Raw genomic sequence first — 17,914 nt, forward strand, 5'->3', positions numbered from 1 at the left:
TAGTCCTCTGGTTGAGCATCATCGCGGCCTCTGATTGAGACGCCTCTGGTTGAACTGTGCACTGGTGCGATCGGCGTGAATCGCCGCCGCCACTTCGGCCAGGGCCGTATAACTGTGTCCGCTGACGAAGGCGTCGCAGTAGGGCAGCGCCGCAGCCATTCCGCCGACCAGCGGCTGATAGCCGCGAGCCACCTTGCGCGGATTGACCCAGATGATTCGGTAGGCCAACCGCCTCAGGCGTGCCATTTGGGCATCCACGAACGCCGGATCGTCCTGCGCCCAGCCATCGGAGAACACCACGACAACGGCGCCTCTGGCGAGGCCACGGCGCCCGAAATCGTCCAAGAAACGACGGATACTCTCCGCGAGCCGGGTTCCGCCCGCCCAGTCGGAGGCGCTCGCTGCGGCTTGCGCGAGCGCCTGGTCCGGGTCGCGGACCGCCAGCTGGCGGGTGAGCCTGGTGAGCCGGGTGGAAAACACGAACGCCTCCGCTTGCGCCCCGCTCACTGCCCCCTGCAGGAAGGAAAGGAACACCCGGGTGAAGGGCTCCATCGACCCAGACACATCACACAACAACACCAGCCGTCTCGGGCGTGGGCGTCGACGCGCATAGACCAGCCGCGTCGCGTCGCCGCCCGTGCTCTGCGCCGCACGAACAGTGCGCCGGATGTCTAACCGCTCCCGGTTGTTCGGCGACCGACGGGTACGACGGGTGCGACGTTCCGGTGTCGACAACACGATCTGCCGCACCAGGGACCGCATCTGGACGATCTCGTCCGGTCCGAGTTCAGCGAACGACATGTCGTGCGGCTGCTCGTCGGTCGAGGCCAACATCAGGATCGTCTCCCGCGGGGGTGCAGGACGGTCCCCCGATTCCTCCCTGCCGGGCATCGGGGCGGGAGGGCGCGATTTCACTTCCTCCTCCGCCTCTCCGAAGGGGCGGTTGTCTGCCGCCGCCGGACGAGTCCGCAGCTCCGGATTGATCGGTTCGGGCGTGATTGGTTCCGACCCGATCGCCGGCGGTGCGTTCTGTTCGCCTCGGTACTCCGCGGGGTCCTGCAGCCCATCGAACACGGCGGAGAAGACCGCGTCGAAAAGCGGCAACTGCTCTCTGCTAGTAACGAACACCACCCTGCACGCCCAGTACAGCGGCTCACGGGACTCGGGCGGAACGAGCCGGAGCGCCTCGGCCAGCCGCGCCGCACGGTCAGGGGACGACGACAACCCCGCCCGGCGCAACGCCGTCGCGAACCCTGCGGCGAGCGCGGCCACCTCCACGCCCGGTCGCGAATCGGAGCGCACACTTCGTGCCGTCTCGCCCGTGGCTGTCTCACTCACGGCCAGCCCCCACGAGCCAGTCGGCCCCGCGCGCCACGGCCAGGTCGAGGTCATCACGGTTCTTCACAACGGTCCCCCAGGTCTGGTCGACGGTCTGCGCGTCAAGGCGGTCGACGCCGAGCACCGTGAGCGCCGACACCCAGTCGATGGCCTCGGCGATCCCTGGAGGTTTGACCAGGTCAAGGGAGCGCAGCTTCGTGATGGCCGACGCGGCCTCGAGTGCGATGGACTCGGCGCTGCTCGGCACCCGCCTCCGCACGATCTCGGCGATCCGTTCGGGCCCGGGGTAATCGATCCAGTGGTACAGGCAACGACGGGTCAGCGCGTCATGCAGATCCCGGGTGCGATTGCTGGTGAGGATCATAATCGGCGGATGCGCCGCCCGAACAGTCCCCAGCTCGGGAATCGTCACGGCCGCCTCGGCCAACAGCTCGAATGTGAAGGCCTCGAATTCGGCGTCGGCCCGATCGATCTCGTCCAGCAGCAAAACGGCCGGGCGCGGACCTTGATGCTCGATCGCCTGAAGCAGCGGCCGGCGCAGCAGATACTCCGGCCCGAACAGTTCGGTTTCCTCTAGTTGAATGTCCCGCACCTCGGCCAGCCGGATCCCCAGCATCTGGCGGGGGTAGTTCCATTCGTAGAGCGCCTCCCCGGCGTCGATTCCCTCGTAGCACTGCAGCCGGAACAGTGGCGTGTCGAGTACCCGGGCCAGTGCCTTCGCCGCCTCGGTCTTGCCGACCCCGGGTTCGCCCTCGAGCAGGATCGGCTGCGGCAGGCGCACAGCCAGGAACAACGCCGTTGCCAGCCCGACGTCGGCCAGGTAGTCGCCCGCAGCCAGCGCCTCCTGGAGGGTGGCGACGTCGGGGATGAGTCGACGCACGTCGTCTTCGGCGCCCACGCGCGCCGGGCCGCTCATCGGGGGCTCCGCTCTGCTCCGGCCCGCAGTGCGAGAACCAGCTCGTAATCCTCCTGGGTGTTGACGTCCAGCGGGACCGCCCCGTCGATGGGCACCTCGGTGACTTCGGCTGCTCGCTGCTCGAGAAGTTTCCACACGGCCTTGTCACCGTGCAGCGCGGCCAGTGTCGGCAGTTCGGAGCGAGCGAACGCGAACGGATGCCCGACACCGTTCTCGTAGCGGCACACCGCAATGCTCGACTCCCCTCGCCCGTCGAGTAGGTGGCGCACGTTTTCCGGGCGTACCCCGGGTTGGTCGCCGAGCAGGAGCACGAGGACATCGGTCTGCGGATGCAGGGCCGGGATAGCCGTAGCGATCGATGACGAGCATCCGGTGTCGTAGTCGAGATTCTCGACCACATCGACGTCGTGGGTGTCGACTGTCTGCCGCACCTCGGCCGCGGCCCCGCCGAGCGCGAGGACGATTTGGTCGAAACCGCTGTTTCTGGCGGTCTCCAGCGCGGCGTCGAGGAGAACCCCGTCGCCATAGGGAAGAAGTTGCTTCGGGCTGCCGAATCGGCGGGACGCCCCGGCGGCCAGGACGAGTCCGGCCACCCTCAGTTCAGGACGCGACGGCATACTGCTCCGGATGGGCGAGGAAGCTTATGCGGCATCCTTCTGAACAGAAATACGTCGTGACGCCGTCCCGTTCGATGTGGATGGTCGACTCCACAGCCGCGACGGTCATTCCGCAGACCGGGTCGATCGCGGTGGGAACCGTCGGTGCCGGCTTCGCCGGTCGGTTCCTGGCCCGCTCGGAGACCAGCTGGGCCAGGATCGACAGTGCGATCTCGCCCGGCGTGCGGGCGCCCAACTCCAGCCCGGCCGGGCTGAATACGCGAGCGCGCTGCTCCTCGTCGACGTCGAGGGAGGCCAGCACGGCGGCCCCTCTGACCTCGCTCGCCACGAGCGCGACGTAGGGAACCCCCGCGGCGAGCGCCGCAGTCAATGCCGGCTCCTCGTCTTTGCCGTGCGAGGCGACGATGATGGCGGCGTCGTCGGCCTGAGGCGCTGCGGCAGTGCCCGTGGTGAGTTCGATGTCGAGCCCCAGGCCCAACCCCAATGTCGCCAGGGCCTGCGCGATGGGGGTCTCCCCCACGACGAGCACCCGGGGCGCCGGTAGCCGGGGTTCCAGGAATATCTCGATCGCGCCTCCGCTGAGGCAGGGGTTCGAGACTTCCACGGCACCCTCTTCCTCACGGTCGGACGGTTCCCCAGGCACAACGCGGAGCAGGAGCGGCTCCGCAGTGGAGAGTGTCTGCAGCGCGTACACACGCACCGAGGCTTCGACGCAATTGCCGCCGACAAACCCGTCGATGTCCCCGTTCGCACTCACTAGGGCGGTATCGCCGGCCTGCGCGCTCGTCGGATGCTGCGCGCGAACCACAGTGGCGCGCACGAAAGGCTCGCGGCGTGCGGCGAGTTCCTGTGCCCTCTCGGTGAGAGTTTCTCTCGTTGCCGCTACTCCCGTCATTGTTCCTCCCCACACAGCCCTGTCAGAAACGCCATGTCAGACCGGCGGCCGTGCTCGGCCCTGCATGGCCTCCCAGACTCTGGCCGGTGTGCAGGGCATGTCGATGTGCGTGACGCCGAGGGGCGACAGGGCATCGACTATTGCATTGACGATGGCCGGAGGTGAGCCGACCGTGGCCGACTCGCCGATGCCCTTGGCTCCGATCGGGTGGTGCGGTGAGGGGGTCACGGTGAAGCCGGTTTCCCAGTTCGGCACCTCCGTCGCGGTCGGGATGAGGTAGTCCATGAACGAGCCGCCGAGATTGTTGCCCGCTTCGTCGAACTCGATGATCTGCATCAACGCCATGCCCACGCCGTCGGTCAGGCCGCCGTGCACCTGGCCTTCGATGATCATCGGGTTGATCCGGGTTCCGCAGTCGTCGACCGCGATGAATCGCCGCACTTTCACGTGGCCGGTCCCCGGGTCGACGTCGACGACGCAAATGTAGGCCCCGAACGGGAAGGTCAGATTCGGCGGGTCGTAGGTCACCTCGGCGTCCAGATTTCCGTCGATGCCTTCGGGCAGCGTCACCGTTCCGTGTGCTCCCATCGCGATCTCAGCGATGGTCTTTCCGACGCTTGGGTCCCCCTTAACGAACCAGCGGCCCTTCTCCCATTCCAGGTCTTCCGGGCGTGTCTCGAGCATGGCCGCGGCGATGAACTTCGCCTTCTCCCGCACTTTGCGGGCGACGAGGGCGACGGCGCCACCGCTTACGGGGGTCGACCGGCTCCCGTAGGTGCCCAGCCCGAACGGCGTCTGGTCGGTGTCACCGTGCACGACGTCGATGTCCTCTGGCGGGATGCCGATCTCCTCGGCAACGATCTGGGCGAATGTGGTCTCATGCCCCTGCCCCTGGGACTGAACGGAGATGCGCACAACGGCCTTGCCGGTGGGATGGATGCGGAGTTCGGCGCCGTCCGCCATACCGAGGCCGACAATATCCATATGTTTGCGCGGGCCGGCTCCGACGGTTTCGGTGAAGAACGAGATGCCGATGCCCATCAGTTCACCGCGCTCGCGCTTCTCCTTCTGCTCCCGCCGGAGTTCGTCGTATCCGGCGATCTCCATCGACAGGCGCATCGCCCGCTCATAGTTGCCGGAGTCGTACTCCCACCCGGTCTTGTTCGGGTACGGGAACTGTTCCGGCTTGATGAAGTTCTTCAGCCGCAACTCCGCGGGGTCCATCTCAAGCTTGTGGGCGAGCATGTCAACCAGCCGTTCGACGAGGTACACGGCTTCCGTGACCCGGAACGAGCAGGCGTAAGCGACACCGCCCGGCGCCTTGTTCGTGTACACGCCCGTCACCGTGCAGTGTGCCGCTTGCAGGTCGTAGCTGCCGGTGAAGATGTGGAAGAAGCCGGCCGGATACTTCGAGGGCTGGGCCGTGGCGTTGAAAGCGCCATGGTCGGCGAGCACATTCGTTCTCACCGCGAGGATCTTTCCCTCTTTCGTGGCCGCGATCTCGCCCTGCATGATGTAATCGCGGGCGAACGACGTGGACATCAGGTTCTCTGACCGGTCTTCGACCCACTTCACCGGTTTGCCCGTGACGATCGAGCCGACGACTGCGAGAACGTACCCCGGGTAGATGCCCACCTTGTTGCCGAAGCCGCCCCCGATATCCGGTGAAACGATGCGGATCTTGTGCTCGGGGATACCGGCGACAATCGCGAACAACGTGCGGTGGGCGTGCGGGGCCTGCGACGTCTCGTACAGGGTCAACGTGCCGTCGATCGGTTCGAAGTCTGCGACGGCGCCGCAGGTCTCCATCGGCGCCGGGTGCACGCGCGGGTAGACGAGTTCCTGGGACACGATGACATCCGCCGAGGCGAAGACCGCGTCGGTCGCGGCCGCGTCTCCCGCTTCCCACTCGAAGATCTTGTTGTCGGTTCTGCCCTCGATTTCGTCCCGGATGACGGGCGCGTCGGGGTCCAACGCTCGCCGGGCATCCGTCATCGGCTGCAACACGTCGTATTCGACATCGATGAGCTCGACAGCGTCGCGGGCGGCGTAACGGTCGTCAGCGATGACGAAGGCGACCTCCTGCCCCTGGAACCGCACCTTGTCGGTGACGAGCACGGCCTGCACATCGGCGGACAGCGTGGGCGCCCAGGCGAGGTTCAGGCCGAGCAGATCTTGGCCGGTGATGACAGCCTTCACACCCGGGTGGGCCAGCGCCCGGCTCGTGTCGATCGAGACCAGGCGGGCGTGTGCGACGGGCGAACGCAGGATGACGCCGTGCAGCATGCCGGGAAGCACGATGTCATCGACATAGTGACCCTTGCCGCGAACGAACCGTGGGTCTTCCTTACGTTGGATGCGGCCATACCCGATCGGGCGGTCCGCATCACCGGCCGCCGGGTTGGCTGGATGATCCATTGCAATAGTCATGCGCCTACTTCTTCTCCGGTAGCGTCCGCGATGCGTTCGTGTATCTCGACCATTTCGTCTGTCACGGCCATCTCGACCGTCTCGGCCATCTCATCCGTTTCGGGAATTCTCTGGGGATGTTCGGCCGCCCACTGCACGGAGCGAACGATGGTGGCGTAACCGGTGCACCGACACATCTGACCGGAAATGGCCTCACGGATCTCGGCGTCGGTCGGATGCGGGTTGGCGTCGAGCAGGGCACGGGACGTCAGCATCATGCCTGGCGTGCAGAACCCGCATTGCAGGCCGTGTTCCTCCATGAACCCCTGCTGCACAGGATCGAGGGTGCCTCCGATTGCCAGTCCCTCGACGGTGGTGATCGCATGCCCGTCGGCCATGGCCGCAAGCACGGTGCACGACTTCACGGGTTGACCGTCCATCAGCACAACGCAGGTTCCGCAGTTGGTGGTGTCACATCCCCAATGTGTGCCGGTCATCCCGAGTACGTCGCGAATGTAATGAACGAGCAACACGCGAGGCTCGATCTCGCTCGTGACGTCGGAGCCGTTCACGGTCATGCTGATCTGCATCGGCTTAGCCTTCCTGGGTTATCGGTGACGGGGATGTCGGTGACGGGGATCAGGCCGCGCGCTCGCACGCACGGCGCAGCACCCGGCGGACCAGTTCGTCAGACAAGTGACGCTTGTACTCGATCGGCCCCCGCTGGTCTGCGACCGGATTGCTGGCGAGGGCAGCGAGGCGGCCGGCCTCGACGAACAGTTCTTCATGCGGCTTTTCGCCTCGCAGTACGGTTTCGGCCGGGGCAATGGTTCCCTCGACTCCGACCGCGGTGAGGCCGATGGCGACGTCGTCGATCGTGCCGTCCTCCGCGAGCGAGACCGCCGCTCCGGCCGCCACAATCGCCCAGTCGCCGACACGACGCTCGACCTTCTCGTAGGCGCTTCCGGACCGGGAACGGATCGGGAAGCGGATCTCACGCAGCAATTCGTTCTGCCCCACCGCGGTTTCATAGGGTCCCTTGTGGAACTCGCTCATCGTGAGGATTCGTTCCCCGCCGGGCCCCTGGATCACCGCCTCCCCACGCAGGACGTCACAGACGGTTGAGAGGTCCTCCGCCGGGTCCCCCTGACAGAGCGACCCTCCGATGGTTCCGCGGTTGCGCACCACGGGGTCCGCGATCACGCGTTCGGCATCGGCGAAGATCGGGAAGAGCCCGGCAATCTCCGCGGACTCCAAGAGCGTCGCGTGGCGGGTCATCGCGCCCACGCGCAACTGATTGCCGTCGCGCAGGATGAAATCGAGCTCGAACAGGTCGTTGATGTCGATCAGCCACTCTGGTCTGGCCAGTCTGAGCTTCATCATCGGCAGCAGGCTGTGCCCGCCGGCAATGACGCGTGACTCGGGGCCGTGACGTTCGAGGAGAGCGAGAGCATCAGCGACGGTGGTCGCTCTGGCGTAGTCGAATGGAGCCGGAATTTGCACAGTGACCTCCTCGGCGGCTCCTCGGTGAGCACCGCCAGTAACTGAGGTTCCCTCAATTATGGCACAGCTTGCCTCGAGGCATCCGGGATGTCAACATGCCTCTGAGCGAAGGATGTCGCGAATGGCAGCGGACAGCGCACTCCCGATGATTATTGCGGTGACGCTCGTCGTCGGGGGCATGGCTGCGGCCGTCGGACGACATCGGAGTTCTCCCCTGCGCGTCTCCGGTGGGCTGGGCACGATCGGGACGGTTGGTACGACCGGCATGCTCGGGACGGGTGCGATCATGCTCGGGGCGCTGCTCTTGCCCGATTTCTCCCCCTTCACTGCGGCTTCGCTGACGATTGCCGTTCTGCTTCTGGTCGTGACCGGCGTTGTCGCGGTGCGGATCAGACGCCGACGGCCCCTGGCGCACGCTCAGAGGACGACCGTGGCCGCGACCGTCATCGATATCGCCTTCATGGCAGCGGCGGTACTGCTCATGCCGGTGCACAGTGCGGCGGCGCAGCTCACCTCAGTTCAGCTCGGTTCAGTGCAGCTCAGTTCGGCGCAGCTCACTTCGGCGGCACAGCTCGGAGGGGTTCACTCGGGCGGATCCCACCTCGCCCTGGCCGGAGGCGTGATGATCTGGCTGGTCCTCGTGGCGTGGGCGTTCTGCACTGCGGTGCTGAGTGTGCCGGGGATACGGCGTCACTCGCCGGACGGAGCGTTCCAGCTTGCGTGCTCCGGTTGCATGATCACGGCCATGGCCGCGATGGCCGTCTGATTCGGCGTTGGTCTACTCTGACAGGATGATCCGCTTACGCAGACCGAGCAGGTGACAATGACAAGCGTCGATGAGCATGCCCGCGCGATCGAACGGATGCTGACGGGGCCGCTTGGTCTCGCCGGTACCGGAACTGGCACTGAGACCGTGCCGCTCTCCGACGCGCTCGGCCGGATTACGGCGATCGACGTGTTGGCAGCTGTCGACCTGCCTCTGTTCCGAAACTCGCAGATGGACGGTTTTGCCGCCTGGGCAGCCGATCTGATCGGCGCGCCGGTGACCCTGCCGGTCAACGGAGACATTCCGGCCGGCCATGTGCAGCCGCCGGCGCTGGAGCCCGGCACCGTGACCCGGATCATGACCGGCGCGATCGTGCCAGACGGCGCCGATTGCGTGGTTCCGGTCGAAGACACCCGACCCAGTGCTGATCCAGGCTTCGCCGACCCGGGCTCGACCGACCGGGGCTCTTTTGCAACGCTCGTCGGCGCATCCGTCACCATCACGACTCCGCGTGGCGCCGGAGACTTCGTGCGGGAACGCGGCAGCGACTTGCGCCGCGGTGAATTGCTCGTGCCGGCCGGGCTGCGTCTGGCACCCCGGCATCTGGCCGCGCTCGCGGCGGGCGGGCAGAATTCAGTCCTGGTGCTTCGACGGGTGCGGGTCGCCGTCATCACGACCGGCGCCGAACTCGCGCCGGCCGGTGCCGCCCTGGCATCGGGCCAGATTTTCGACGCCAACCTCGTCGCGCTGTCCGCCGCCGTCACGGAGGCCGGAGCCGAGCTGGTGCTCGCGGTGTCGAGCAGTGACGATACCGGCGAATTCCTGAGCATTCTCACGCGCGCGACCCGAGCGGCGGACCTCGTTGTCACGTCGGGCGGCGTCTCCCAGGGCGCATACGAGGTTGTGCGCGAGGCGCTCGAACCGCTCGGTGCGGTCGTCGGCCACGTCGACATGCAGCCGGGCGGACCCCAGGCGACCGCGGTCGTCGACGGGGTGCCGGTCGTCTGCTTTCCGGGAAACCCGGTGAGCACCCAGGTCTCGTTCGTCGTGTTCCTCCGGCCGATCCTCCGCCGGGCGGCCGGCCTGACCGCCCTACCGCCGACAACCCGGCGGCTCGCGGGGCCGGTGGCATCCGTCGTCGGAAAACGGCAGTTCCTGCGCGGGCGCATGCTCGACGACGGCACGGTCGAGATCGTGGCCGGGGCTGGCTCACACCTCGTGGCCGCAATGGCCCGTGCGGACGTACTCCTGGACATCCCCCGGGGGATCACCGACCTTGCCGCGGGGCAGGATGTGGGAGTGTGGGCACTATGACCGACTTGACTCATCTGGACGGCGACGGGCGGGCGCGCATGATCGATGTGGGCAAGAAAGCCGAGACGGCCCGGACGGCGGTGGCCAGGGCCCGGTTCGTGACGACCGCCGAGGTGCTCGCGCTGGTGCGCGCCGAGGGCCTGCCCAAGGCCGACGTGCTCGCCACCGCACGCATCGCCGGTATTTCGGGCGCCAAGAAGACCTCAGAGCTCATCCCGTTGTGCCACCAGGTGGCACTGTCCTCGGTGACGGTCGACTTCGAACTCGGCGAGGACTCGATCGAGATCGAAGCGGTGGCGCGAACGCGCGGACAGACCGGTGTCGAGATGGAGGCGCTGACCGCGGTGACCGTTGCCGGGCTCACTCTGCACGATATGGTCAAGGCGGTCGACCCGGCCGCGATGCTCACCGATGTGCGTCTGGAGCAGAAGAGCGGCGGCAAGCGCGGCAACTGGCAGCGCAGTCTGTGGCAGCGCAGTACCGGGCACGCTGCCGCCGATGCTCCGGTCTCGGCCCGCACCCGTGCCGCCGCTGGGCGCACCGCGCGCGTCATCGTCGCGTCGACCCGTGGCGCAGCCGGCGAGCGCGAAGACACGACCGGGCCGGTCATCGCCGGGTGGCTGCGCCGGCACGGATACGACACCGCGGCCGTGTCCGTGGTGGCGGATGCCGACATCGCCGGCGCTCTCGCCGAGGCGGTGGACGCCCAGCCGGCCGTGATCATCACGACCGGGGGCACAGGTGTCTCCCCCATGGATGCGACGCCAGAGGCGACCGCGGACCTGCTCGACCGCGAGCTGCCGGGCCTCGCAGAGGCGCTGCGTCGTCGGGGATCCGAGGCCACGCCGATGGCGGCGCTCAGCCGCGGGCTGGCCGGTACGGCCGGGCGCACGGTCGTGATCAATCTGCCCGGTTCGCCCGGCGGGGTGCGCGACGGTCTTGAGGTGCTCGATCCGGTGCTCGACCATCTGGTCGACCAGGTGTCCGGATCGGCACGCCACGGGGAGCCAGCGCACGAAGGTTCAGCGCACGAGGGCCCAGCGCACGAGGAGTCGGCACATGATTGAGGTCTTCGCGGCGATCTCGGCCACGCCCATTGATCCGGCCGTGGTTGATGACTTCGTGCTCTCACCCGAAAACGGTGCCGTCGTTTCGTTCCAGGGGATTGTGCGCAACCACGACCAGGAGCGCGAGGTCACCGCGCTCGACTACCAGTCGCATCCCGAAGCCGAACGCGTGCTCCGCGAATGCTGCGAGCGCATTGCCGGCCAGACCGGTCTGCGCGTCGCCGCCATCCACCGCACCGGTTCCCTCCTGATCGGTGATATCGCGCTGGTCGCCGCGGTCGCCGCACCGCACCGAGCCGAGGCCTTCGCTGCCTGCGCCGAGCTCGTCGAGCTGATCAAGCAGTCCGTTCCGATTTGGAAGCGCCAGCACTTCCCCTCCGGCGCTCCGGAGTGGGTCGGGCTCGACGCGTCCGCGGAATAGGTCACGGCGAGCGGGGTCGCTCCGTCTCCGACTCAGTGACCTGCTTGAAACAGGCGATGAGCCTAGGATGGCGACGTTGGTGACTCTCTGGAGGTCTCTGTGGATTCAAGAACCCTGCGTTCACGGGAAGGCACAGCTGCGGCGGCGGCACCCGCGATACGACCGCCCGCCGTCGTGGAACCCGGCCCCCCGTTGGCCGCGGACCGCCTGGCGCGATTCAGCCGTCAGCTGCTCCTGCCTGGTTTTGGAGAAATCGCACAACGTCGGCTTGCACACGCCCGGGTACTCGTCGTCGGCGCCGGCGGCCTCGGAAGCGCGAGCATCCCCTACCTCGCCTCCGCCGGGGTCGGCACGATCGGTGTCATCGACACGGATGTCGTCGAGCTCTCCAATTTGCACCGCCAGGTTGTGCACGGGGTCACGGACATCGGTCGTAGCAAAGTCGACTCGATCGCCGACGCCATTTCTGCGATCGACCCGGCCGTCACGGTGAACCGGCATCGGATGCGTCTGGAGGCCGGCAACGCGCTGGAGATCATCTCCGGCTATGACCTGATCATGGACGGCAGCGACAATTTCGCCACACGCTATCTCACCAACGACGCTGCGGCGATCGCCCAGAAGCCATTGGTCTGGGGCGCGATATTGCGGTACAGCGGCCAAGCCGGGGTTGCGTTCGCCGGCTTCGGACCGAACTATCGCGATCTGTTTCCCACGCCGCCCGACGCCGGCGATGTGCTGTCCTGCTCAGACGGCGGGGTGCTGCCGAGCGTCTGTGCCGCGATCGGCTCGATCATGGCGACCGAGACGATCAAGCTGCTCACCGGACTCGGTGAACCGTTGCTCGGCAGGATCACCACCTACGACGCACTCACCGGTCGCTACCGGGAGCTGAGCTATAGCTCGGCCCCGGACGCCGAGCCGATCACCGAATTGATCGATTACGACCTTTTCTGCCACATCGTTCAGACGGATGTCGCGCTCGCAACCGATGGGCGGGCGACAACGCAGATGATCACTCCGCTCGAGCTGTCGCTGCGGATGGCCGGTTCCGAGCCCTTGCAACTCGTCGACGTTCGTGAGCCGTTCGAGTCCGAGATCGTCAGAATCGCCGGTTCCGAGCTCATCCCCCTCGCCACGATCGAGGCATCACTTGCACGTATTCGCAAGGATGTCCCGGTCGTCGTTTACTGCCATCACGGCAGCAGGTCCACACGCGCATCCTCTGTCTTGCGCGCCCATGGGGTGCAGAACGTGCAGGAGCTGGAAGGCGGCATCGATGCTTTCGCGGCGACGGTCGACCCCTCGATGACCCGGTACTGAGGACCCGGTACTGAGCCGGCACGGCTGAGCTCGTACGACTGAGTTCGTCACCCTCCGGCGAACGGAGGCAGCACGTCAATCCGGTCCGACAGTGGAAAGTCAGGATCCCGGCGAACCACACGGTCGATCAGGAATGATCCGGACGTCACGACCTTCTGCATGTCCGGGCCGTAACGCTCGCCCAGGAGCGTCATCAGTGCGCCCAGCGTGGCCTCATCCGCAACGACGAGCCCTTCCTCCTCACAGCCCGCAGCATCGGCAGCAGCCGCGAAGTATCTGATTTGCACGATCATGTTCGTTCACCCGCCGATGTAAGACATCTCAATCTTCTTCCGCCCCTTCGCTTCGGTGTGACGCGTGGTCGCACTCCGCAAGTCGGAGTAGCGATCGGACCGGTCCCGCCAGATCTGCGCCAGGACGGCCGACAGCTGGTCGTCCGAACAGCCCGCACGCATCAATGCACGGAGATCATGGCCGTCCGTCGCGAACAGGCAGGTGAACAGTTTCCCCTCGGCCGAGACGCGCGCCCGCGTGCAGGACCCACAGAACGACGCCGTGACACTTGAAATCACACCGATCTCACCGGACCCGTCACGATAGCGCCATCTCGCCGATGTCTCCCCGCCATAGTTCGGGGCGACCTCGGCGAGCGGAAACTCGGCGGCGATGCGGCTGATGACTTCGCTCGAGGGAACCACCTCAGCCATCTTCCACCCGTTGCTGCTGCCCACATCCATGAATTCGATGAAACGCAGAATGTACGGTGAGCCTTTGAAATGACGCGCCATCGCCACCACGTCCTGATCGTTCAGGCCGCGCTTGACCACCATGTTGATCTTGATCGGTCCGAGGCCGACCTCGTGCGCGGCCTCGATGCCGCGGAGAACTCGGGAGATGGGAAAATTCACGTCGTTCATCGTTCGAAAGGTCGCGTCGTCGAGCGAGTCCAGTGAAACGGTGATTCGCGTCAAACCCGCGTCCTTCAATGCCTGTGCTTTGACGGCGAGGGCCGCTCCATTGGTCGTCAGTGCGATGTCGAGCGCACCGCCATCCGGCGTCTTCACCGCGGCGAGCATGCCGATCAGTTCCTCAATCCCCTTGCGCAAGAGGGGTTCGCCGCCGGTGAGACGGATCTTCTGAACCCCGTGTGCGACGGCGATTCGGGCGAGCCGGGTGATCTCCTCGAACGACAGGAGTTCGTCCCGCTCCAGAAAAGCAAAATCCCGACCGAAGATCTCTTTCGGCATGCAATAGACGCAACGAAAGTTGCAGCGATCGGTGACAGAGATACGGAGGTCCCGGAGCGGACGGTTCCGGGCATCAACGACCGTTCCGGTCGGCTGGTCCCTCTCAACCGGGATTTCCGACACGTCGCGGAAGAAGAACGGTGTCGATACACGCACTCGGGTGTCCGTCATGGCCTCACCCTAACCCCGCTGCCCGAAAATGCGAGCTTTGAGTTCGTCGACAACCTCAGCGGGAGAAAAGCACGACATCGTCGGCCGCAACGGACAGCCAGACGTGCACCCCCGCGCGCAGGCCGAGTTCGGCCACTCTGGCTGGTGTCAACTCCACGACGAGGTGCGGGTCTTCAACCATGCGGATCCGGACTCCCCCGATGCCGGACTCCAGCGAGAAGATGGTCGCCTCCCAGCAGTTGGTGTGCTGACCGGTTGAGTCGAACGGATGCGGCTCGGTGAGCGACGCACTGACCGCCGCCGGGCGGAAAACGAGCGCAACGTCCGCGCCGGCGGCAGGCAACACAGCTGCGTCGGCAGATCCGATGAAGCAGCGGCCGTCCGGCAGCCGAACGCCGGGAGGCTCTGCGACACCGTTCAGCAAATTGATCCCGGCCAACGCCGCCGTGAACTGGTTGCGCGGCTCGCCCAGCACCCGTGCCGTCGGACCGGCGTCGATGATCTTTCCATCGTGGAGGATGGCAATGCGGTCGGCCAACACGATCGCGTCGAGCACATCGTGGGTGACCAGCAGAGTCGCGATCGTGCGTTCGGCCAGCCGCTCAGCCAACAGCTGACGCATGCGGGCCGCCGTTTGCACATCGAGGGCGGCCATCGGTTCGTCCAGAAGCAGTAGGTCGGGACGCGCAGCCAAAGCGCGCGCGAGCGCGACGCGTTGCTGTTGCCCGCCGGAGAGTTCGGTCGGCTTCTTCTCCTCCAGTCCCTTCAATCCCACCGCAGCCAGCCAGTCGATTGCATCCTGCCGGGCTATGGAGCGAGTTTGGCCGTGCGCCCGCTGACCGAATGCGACGTTGTCTCGCGCATCCAAGTGCGGGAAGAGCAGCGCCTCCTGGCCGAGCAGCCCGACTGCTCGGCGTTCAGGAACGACCGACACCGGCCGGGTCCCTTCGCTGACCCGGGTCAGGAGACGCCCCGAGACCGTCACAGTGCCGGCGTCCGGAAGAATCAGCCCGGCAAGTGCGGCGAGCAATGTCGTTTTTCCCGACCCGTTCGGTCCGAGGAGCGCAAGGACTTCCCCTGATTCGACGTGAATTGCCGCGTCGAGGATGAAATCACCGCGCCGCACGAGGAGCTGAGCCTCGAGCACGACGCTCACCGGGGCGCATCCGTTCGCCAACTGCGCATGAAGAACAGGATGACGATGGCGACGGCCACGAGGAGAACCGACAGAGCGATGGCCGACTCCTGTGTGACGCCGGCGCCGTTGAACGCTGTGTAAATCGCCAGCGGCATGGTGCGCGTGACCCCGGCCGCGTTGCCCGCGAACAATGCCGTCGCGCCGAACTCGCCCAACGCTCTGGCGAAGCACAGCACGGTTCCGGCGACGAGCCCCGGCATTGCCAACGGAAGCGTAATCCGCCAGAACACCATCCACCGGGAGGCGCCGAGCGTCGCACCCACGGTTTCAAATCGGGTTCCGATTGCGCGCAGCGTCGCTTCCAGGGTGATCACGAGAAACGGCAGCGCGACGAATGACTGTGCGATCACGACCGCACTCGTGGTAAAGGGAATGCGGATGCCCAGCCCGAGGGCCAGGGAGCTCCCGATCAGGCCGTTGCGCCCCAGGAGATAGAGCAGGGCAATACCGCCGACCAGTGGCGGCAGGACGAGCGGGAGGGTCGTCAGAGCCCGGAGCACCCCGGCGAGCAGGGGCCCGCTGCGTGCAATGAGCAACGCAAGCGGAATCCCCAGAACCAGGCAAACCACTGTTGCAGCAGTTGCCGTGCGCAGGGACAACCCGAGGGCTTCGAGGGCATCAGGTGAGGTGACCGCGGCCGGAAACCCCGCCCAGTCGACTCGACTGAACAGCCCAATGATCGGGAGGATGAGCAGAACCAGGCCAATCATCGCGATGACGCTCAACGACCTCGGGATCCTCCCGCTCGGAGTGCGAGGCCTCGGTGAGCGGGGCCGCTGCGTGCGGGACCGCTGAGCGCGGGGCCCCGGCGTGGGGGGCACAGCGCTGGTCGCAGCGCCGGTCACAGCGCCGGACTCGGTGCGGGTCACGGGGGCCCGAAACCGAAGCGCGCCAGGATCGCCTGTGCTGGCGCTGATAACACCCAGCTGACGAAGGCCTTTGCCACGGCCGGATTCTCTGCGCTCGACGGCACCCCGATTGCGTAGCTGTTGATCGCGCGGTCGGCGCCGTCGATCACGACACCGTCCACTGAACCGGCCGCTGCCTTGACATCGGTGGTGTAAACGAGCCCAGCATCGGCTTCTCCGGTACTGACATTGGTCAGCACGGCCTTCACGTTTTGCTCCTCACTCACCGGCGTCACAGCGATGCCCTCAAGACCGAGAAGTTTCTGCGATGCCGCACCACAGGGAACCTCCGGCGCACAGAGCACAACAAGGAGACCTGGACGCGCCAGATCGGCGAGGCCGGTGACACCCCGTGGGTTGCCCGGTTGCACCGCAATTTGCAAGGTGTTCGTGGCGAAGCTTGATGACGTGCCCGTGATCAAGCCGGCCGCGGCGACATCCGCCATCGTCTGCTCGTCGGCGGAAGCGAAGACGTCGGCGCTCGCGCCCTCTTTCAGCTGGGTGGCCAGGGTGGACGAACCGTCATAGACGATCGGCGTGATGGTCACGGCCGGGTTCTCGGCGGCGAATTCCGCAGCGAGTTCGTTGAAGGAGGCGGTGAGGGAGGCGGCGGCGAATATCACCAGGTCCCCGCTGAGCGCTTCGGCGGCTGGCATCGACGGTGCTGCAGCCCCGGAATCCGCCGCGGTGCTGCTGCAGCCGCTGATCAGAACGAGTACCGAGATCGCGGCGAGTCCGGCGAGGCTTCGCTGTTTCAGGCTCCGAGATTTCAGGCCGCGGATCACTGCTGCTCCCGCGGTACCTCGACGATGACCATCGTGGCCTTCACGACAGCGACGGCGAGTGAACCGACCTCCAGCCCGAGGTCCCGCACCGCTTCGCTGGACATCAAGGAGACGATCCGGTGGGGCCCGCATTGAAGTTCGACTTGTGCCATGACGGTGTCGAGGATGATCTCAGTCACCAGCCCGACGAAACGGTTGCGAGCACTGCTCTCCGTGCCGCCCGGGTCCTCGGGCAGCACGGCGATGGCCCGCGCACGGGCCGCCAGCTCTGCGCCGGCGATGACCTGGCGGCCGGCCCCGTCTCTGACCGACTCGAGCGTGCCAGCGGTCACCCAACGACGAACGGTGTCGTCGCTGACTCCGAGCAACCGAGCGGCTTCACTGACTCTGAACTGCGTCATAGGACGCACGGTAGCACCGCATTCGCGGTTGCAATAGGGTCAAGAAGACCGTATCTGCCGGACGCACACCCTCGCCTGGAGGGTGCGCCGCGTCAGGACAAGTAGCCCTGGTGAGGGATGATCGGGCGCGACCTCACGCTGAGCCGTGAGGGGTTCGCGACCGCGACTCGGGTGTCGTGTATGCGCTCGGTTTCTCAATCACCGCGAGCGTGCACCGCGAGATGGAAACAAGTCGCTCCTGCCCGTCGGAGATCCGCACCTCCCAGACGTGGACTCGTTCGCCGCGATGGATCGGACGAGCGACTCCCGTCACCCATCCGTCCGCCACCGGACGGAGGTGGTTGGCGTTGATCTCCATTCCGACTACATGGAAACGGTCTCGATCGACGGAGAGAAATCCTGCTGTCGACGTGAGCGTCTCCGCGAATGCGACGGACGCACCGCCGTGGAGCACACCGGCGGGCTGCGTCGTGCGTGCATCGACGGGCATCCGGCCATGCAGGGAATCGGGCATGATCTCGGTGACTTCAATTCCGAGCGTCTCGATGAGGCTGCCTCTGCTCATGTTCTTGAGAACGCTCAGCGGCACCTGGCCGTTCCAGATCGATGGGGTGGACATTGTGAAATCCTTTCGT

The 17,914-nt window shown here is 66.3% G+C and carries 19 protein-coding genes; 5 read left to right on the forward strand and 14 right to left on the reverse strand.

Features of this window, described 5'->3' with window-relative positions; translation table 11 throughout:
- Positions 1-18 precede the first annotated feature (18 nt).
- Genes AC1DCF_RS00805 through AC1DCF_RS00835 form a run of 7 tightly spaced genes read right to left on the reverse strand, consistent with a single transcriptional unit; the run spans position 19 to position 7,678 of the window.
- Positions 19-1,392 carry a vWA domain-containing protein gene (locus AC1DCF_RS00805; RefSeq protein ID WP_477209354.1) on the reverse strand — a complete coding sequence of 458 codons (1,374 nt, stop codon included), beginning with the start codon at positions 1,390-1,392 and terminating at the stop codon, positions 19-21.
- On the reverse strand, positions 1,331-2,254 hold the full coding sequence (locus tag AC1DCF_RS00810; protein WP_477209355.1) for an AAA family ATPase: 924 nt from the start codon (positions 2,252-2,254) through the stop codon (positions 1,331-1,333). Before AC1DCF_RS00810 ends, AC1DCF_RS00805 begins: the two co-directional genes overlap by 62 nt.
- Entirely contained in the window at positions 2,251-2,871 is a 621-nt protein-coding gene (locus AC1DCF_RS00815) for a nucleotidyltransferase family protein (RefSeq protein WP_477209356.1), read from the reverse strand. Before AC1DCF_RS00815 ends, AC1DCF_RS00810 begins: the two co-directional genes overlap by 4 nt.
- Positions 2,855-3,766: an XdhC family protein gene (locus tag AC1DCF_RS00820; protein ID WP_477209357.1), complete on the reverse strand. Its 912-nt coding sequence runs from the start codon at positions 3,764-3,766 to the stop codon at positions 2,855-2,857. Before AC1DCF_RS00820 ends, AC1DCF_RS00815 begins: the two co-directional genes overlap by 17 nt.
- Before the next feature lie 36 nt (positions 3,767-3,802).
- On the reverse strand, positions 3,803-6,196 hold the full coding sequence (locus AC1DCF_RS00825; protein WP_477209358.1) for an aerobic carbon-monoxide dehydrogenase large subunit: 2,394 nt from the start codon (positions 6,194-6,196) through the stop codon (positions 3,803-3,805).
- A complete protein-coding gene (locus AC1DCF_RS00830; protein ID WP_477209359.1) occupies positions 6,193-6,765 on the reverse strand; it encodes a (2Fe-2S)-binding protein in 573 nt (190 codons plus the stop codon). Before AC1DCF_RS00830 ends, AC1DCF_RS00825 begins: the two co-directional genes overlap by 4 nt.
- Positions 6,766-6,814: 49 nt before the next feature.
- Positions 6,815-7,678, reverse strand: coding sequence for an FAD binding domain-containing protein (locus tag AC1DCF_RS00835; protein ID WP_477209360.1), 864 nt, complete (start codon positions 7,676-7,678; stop codon positions 6,815-6,817).
- A gap of 121 nt (positions 7,679-7,799) precedes the next feature.
- On the opposite strand from AC1DCF_RS00835, the gene AC1DCF_RS00840 reads away from it, so the two are divergent.
- The 5 genes from AC1DCF_RS00840 to AC1DCF_RS00860 all read left to right on the forward strand — a co-directional run bounded on the left by AC1DCF_RS00840 (position 7,800) and on the right by AC1DCF_RS00860 (position 12,569).
- A complete protein-coding gene (locus tag AC1DCF_RS00840; RefSeq protein WP_477209361.1) occupies positions 7,800-8,444 on the forward strand; it encodes a hypothetical protein in 645 nt (214 codons plus the stop codon).
- A gap of 57 nt (positions 8,445-8,501) precedes the next feature.
- On the forward strand, positions 8,502-9,758 hold the full coding sequence (locus AC1DCF_RS00845; RefSeq protein WP_477209362.1) for a molybdopterin molybdotransferase MoeA: 1,257 nt from the start codon (positions 8,502-8,504) through the stop codon (positions 9,756-9,758).
- Complete coding sequence (gene moaCB, locus AC1DCF_RS00850) at positions 9,755-10,825, forward strand: bifunctional molybdenum cofactor biosynthesis protein MoaC/MoaB (RefSeq protein ID WP_477209363.1); 1,071 nt, start codon at positions 9,755-9,757, stop codon at positions 10,823-10,825. The genes AC1DCF_RS00845 and moaCB overlap by 4 nt, the downstream gene beginning before the upstream one ends.
- Complete coding sequence (locus AC1DCF_RS00855; RefSeq protein WP_477209364.1) at positions 10,818-11,246, forward strand: molybdenum cofactor biosynthesis protein MoaE; 429 nt, start codon at positions 10,818-10,820, stop codon at positions 11,244-11,246. Before moaCB ends, AC1DCF_RS00855 begins: the two co-directional genes overlap by 8 nt.
- A 99-nt stretch (positions 11,247-11,345) precedes the next feature.
- Complete coding sequence (locus AC1DCF_RS00860; RefSeq protein WP_477209365.1) at positions 11,346-12,569, forward strand: ThiF family adenylyltransferase; 1,224 nt, start codon at positions 11,346-11,348, stop codon at positions 12,567-12,569.
- Positions 12,570-12,616: 47 nt separating this feature from the next.
- Here the strand turns inward: AC1DCF_RS00860 and AC1DCF_RS00865 are convergent, their stop codons facing one another.
- The 7 genes from AC1DCF_RS00865 to AC1DCF_RS00895 all read right to left on the reverse strand — a co-directional run bounded on the left by AC1DCF_RS00865 (position 12,617) and on the right by AC1DCF_RS00895 (position 17,898).
- Positions 12,617-12,862 carry a MoaD/ThiS family protein gene (locus AC1DCF_RS00865; protein ID WP_477209366.1) on the reverse strand — a complete coding sequence of 82 codons (246 nt, stop codon included), beginning with the start codon at positions 12,860-12,862 and terminating at the stop codon, positions 12,617-12,619.
- Between the two features lie 6 nt (positions 12,863-12,868).
- Positions 12,869-13,987, reverse strand: coding sequence for a GTP 3',8-cyclase MoaA (gene moaA / locus AC1DCF_RS00870; RefSeq protein ID WP_477209367.1), 1,119 nt, complete (start codon positions 13,985-13,987; stop codon positions 12,869-12,871).
- A gap of 55 nt (positions 13,988-14,042) precedes the next feature.
- The gene (locus tag AC1DCF_RS00875; RefSeq protein WP_477209368.1) at positions 14,043-15,143 is read right to left on the reverse strand and encodes a sulfate/molybdate ABC transporter ATP-binding protein; all 1,101 of its coding nucleotides are present in this window, start codon (positions 15,141-15,143) and stop codon (positions 14,043-14,045) included.
- A complete protein-coding gene (locus AC1DCF_RS00880) occupies positions 15,140-15,895 on the reverse strand; it encodes an ABC transporter permease (RefSeq protein WP_477209812.1) in 756 nt (251 codons plus the stop codon). Before AC1DCF_RS00880 ends, AC1DCF_RS00875 begins: the two co-directional genes overlap by 4 nt.
- Positions 15,896-16,050: 155 nt before the next feature.
- A complete protein-coding gene (modA, locus tag AC1DCF_RS00885) occupies positions 16,051-16,878 on the reverse strand; it encodes a molybdate ABC transporter substrate-binding protein (RefSeq protein WP_477209369.1) in 828 nt (275 codons plus the stop codon).
- Positions 16,875-17,279 (reverse strand): TOBE domain-containing protein, encoded by a 405-nt coding sequence (locus AC1DCF_RS00890; RefSeq protein WP_477209370.1) that lies wholly within the window; start codon positions 17,277-17,279, stop codon positions 16,875-16,877. The genes modA and AC1DCF_RS00890 overlap by 4 nt, the downstream gene beginning before the upstream one ends.
- 133 nt (positions 17,280-17,412) lie before the next feature.
- A complete protein-coding gene (locus AC1DCF_RS00895; RefSeq protein WP_477209371.1) occupies positions 17,413-17,898 on the reverse strand; it encodes a hotdog fold thioesterase in 486 nt (161 codons plus the stop codon).
- Positions 17,899-17,914: the final 16 nt, after the last annotated feature.

This window comes from Leifsonia sp. 10L418, from assembly GCF_056395445.1.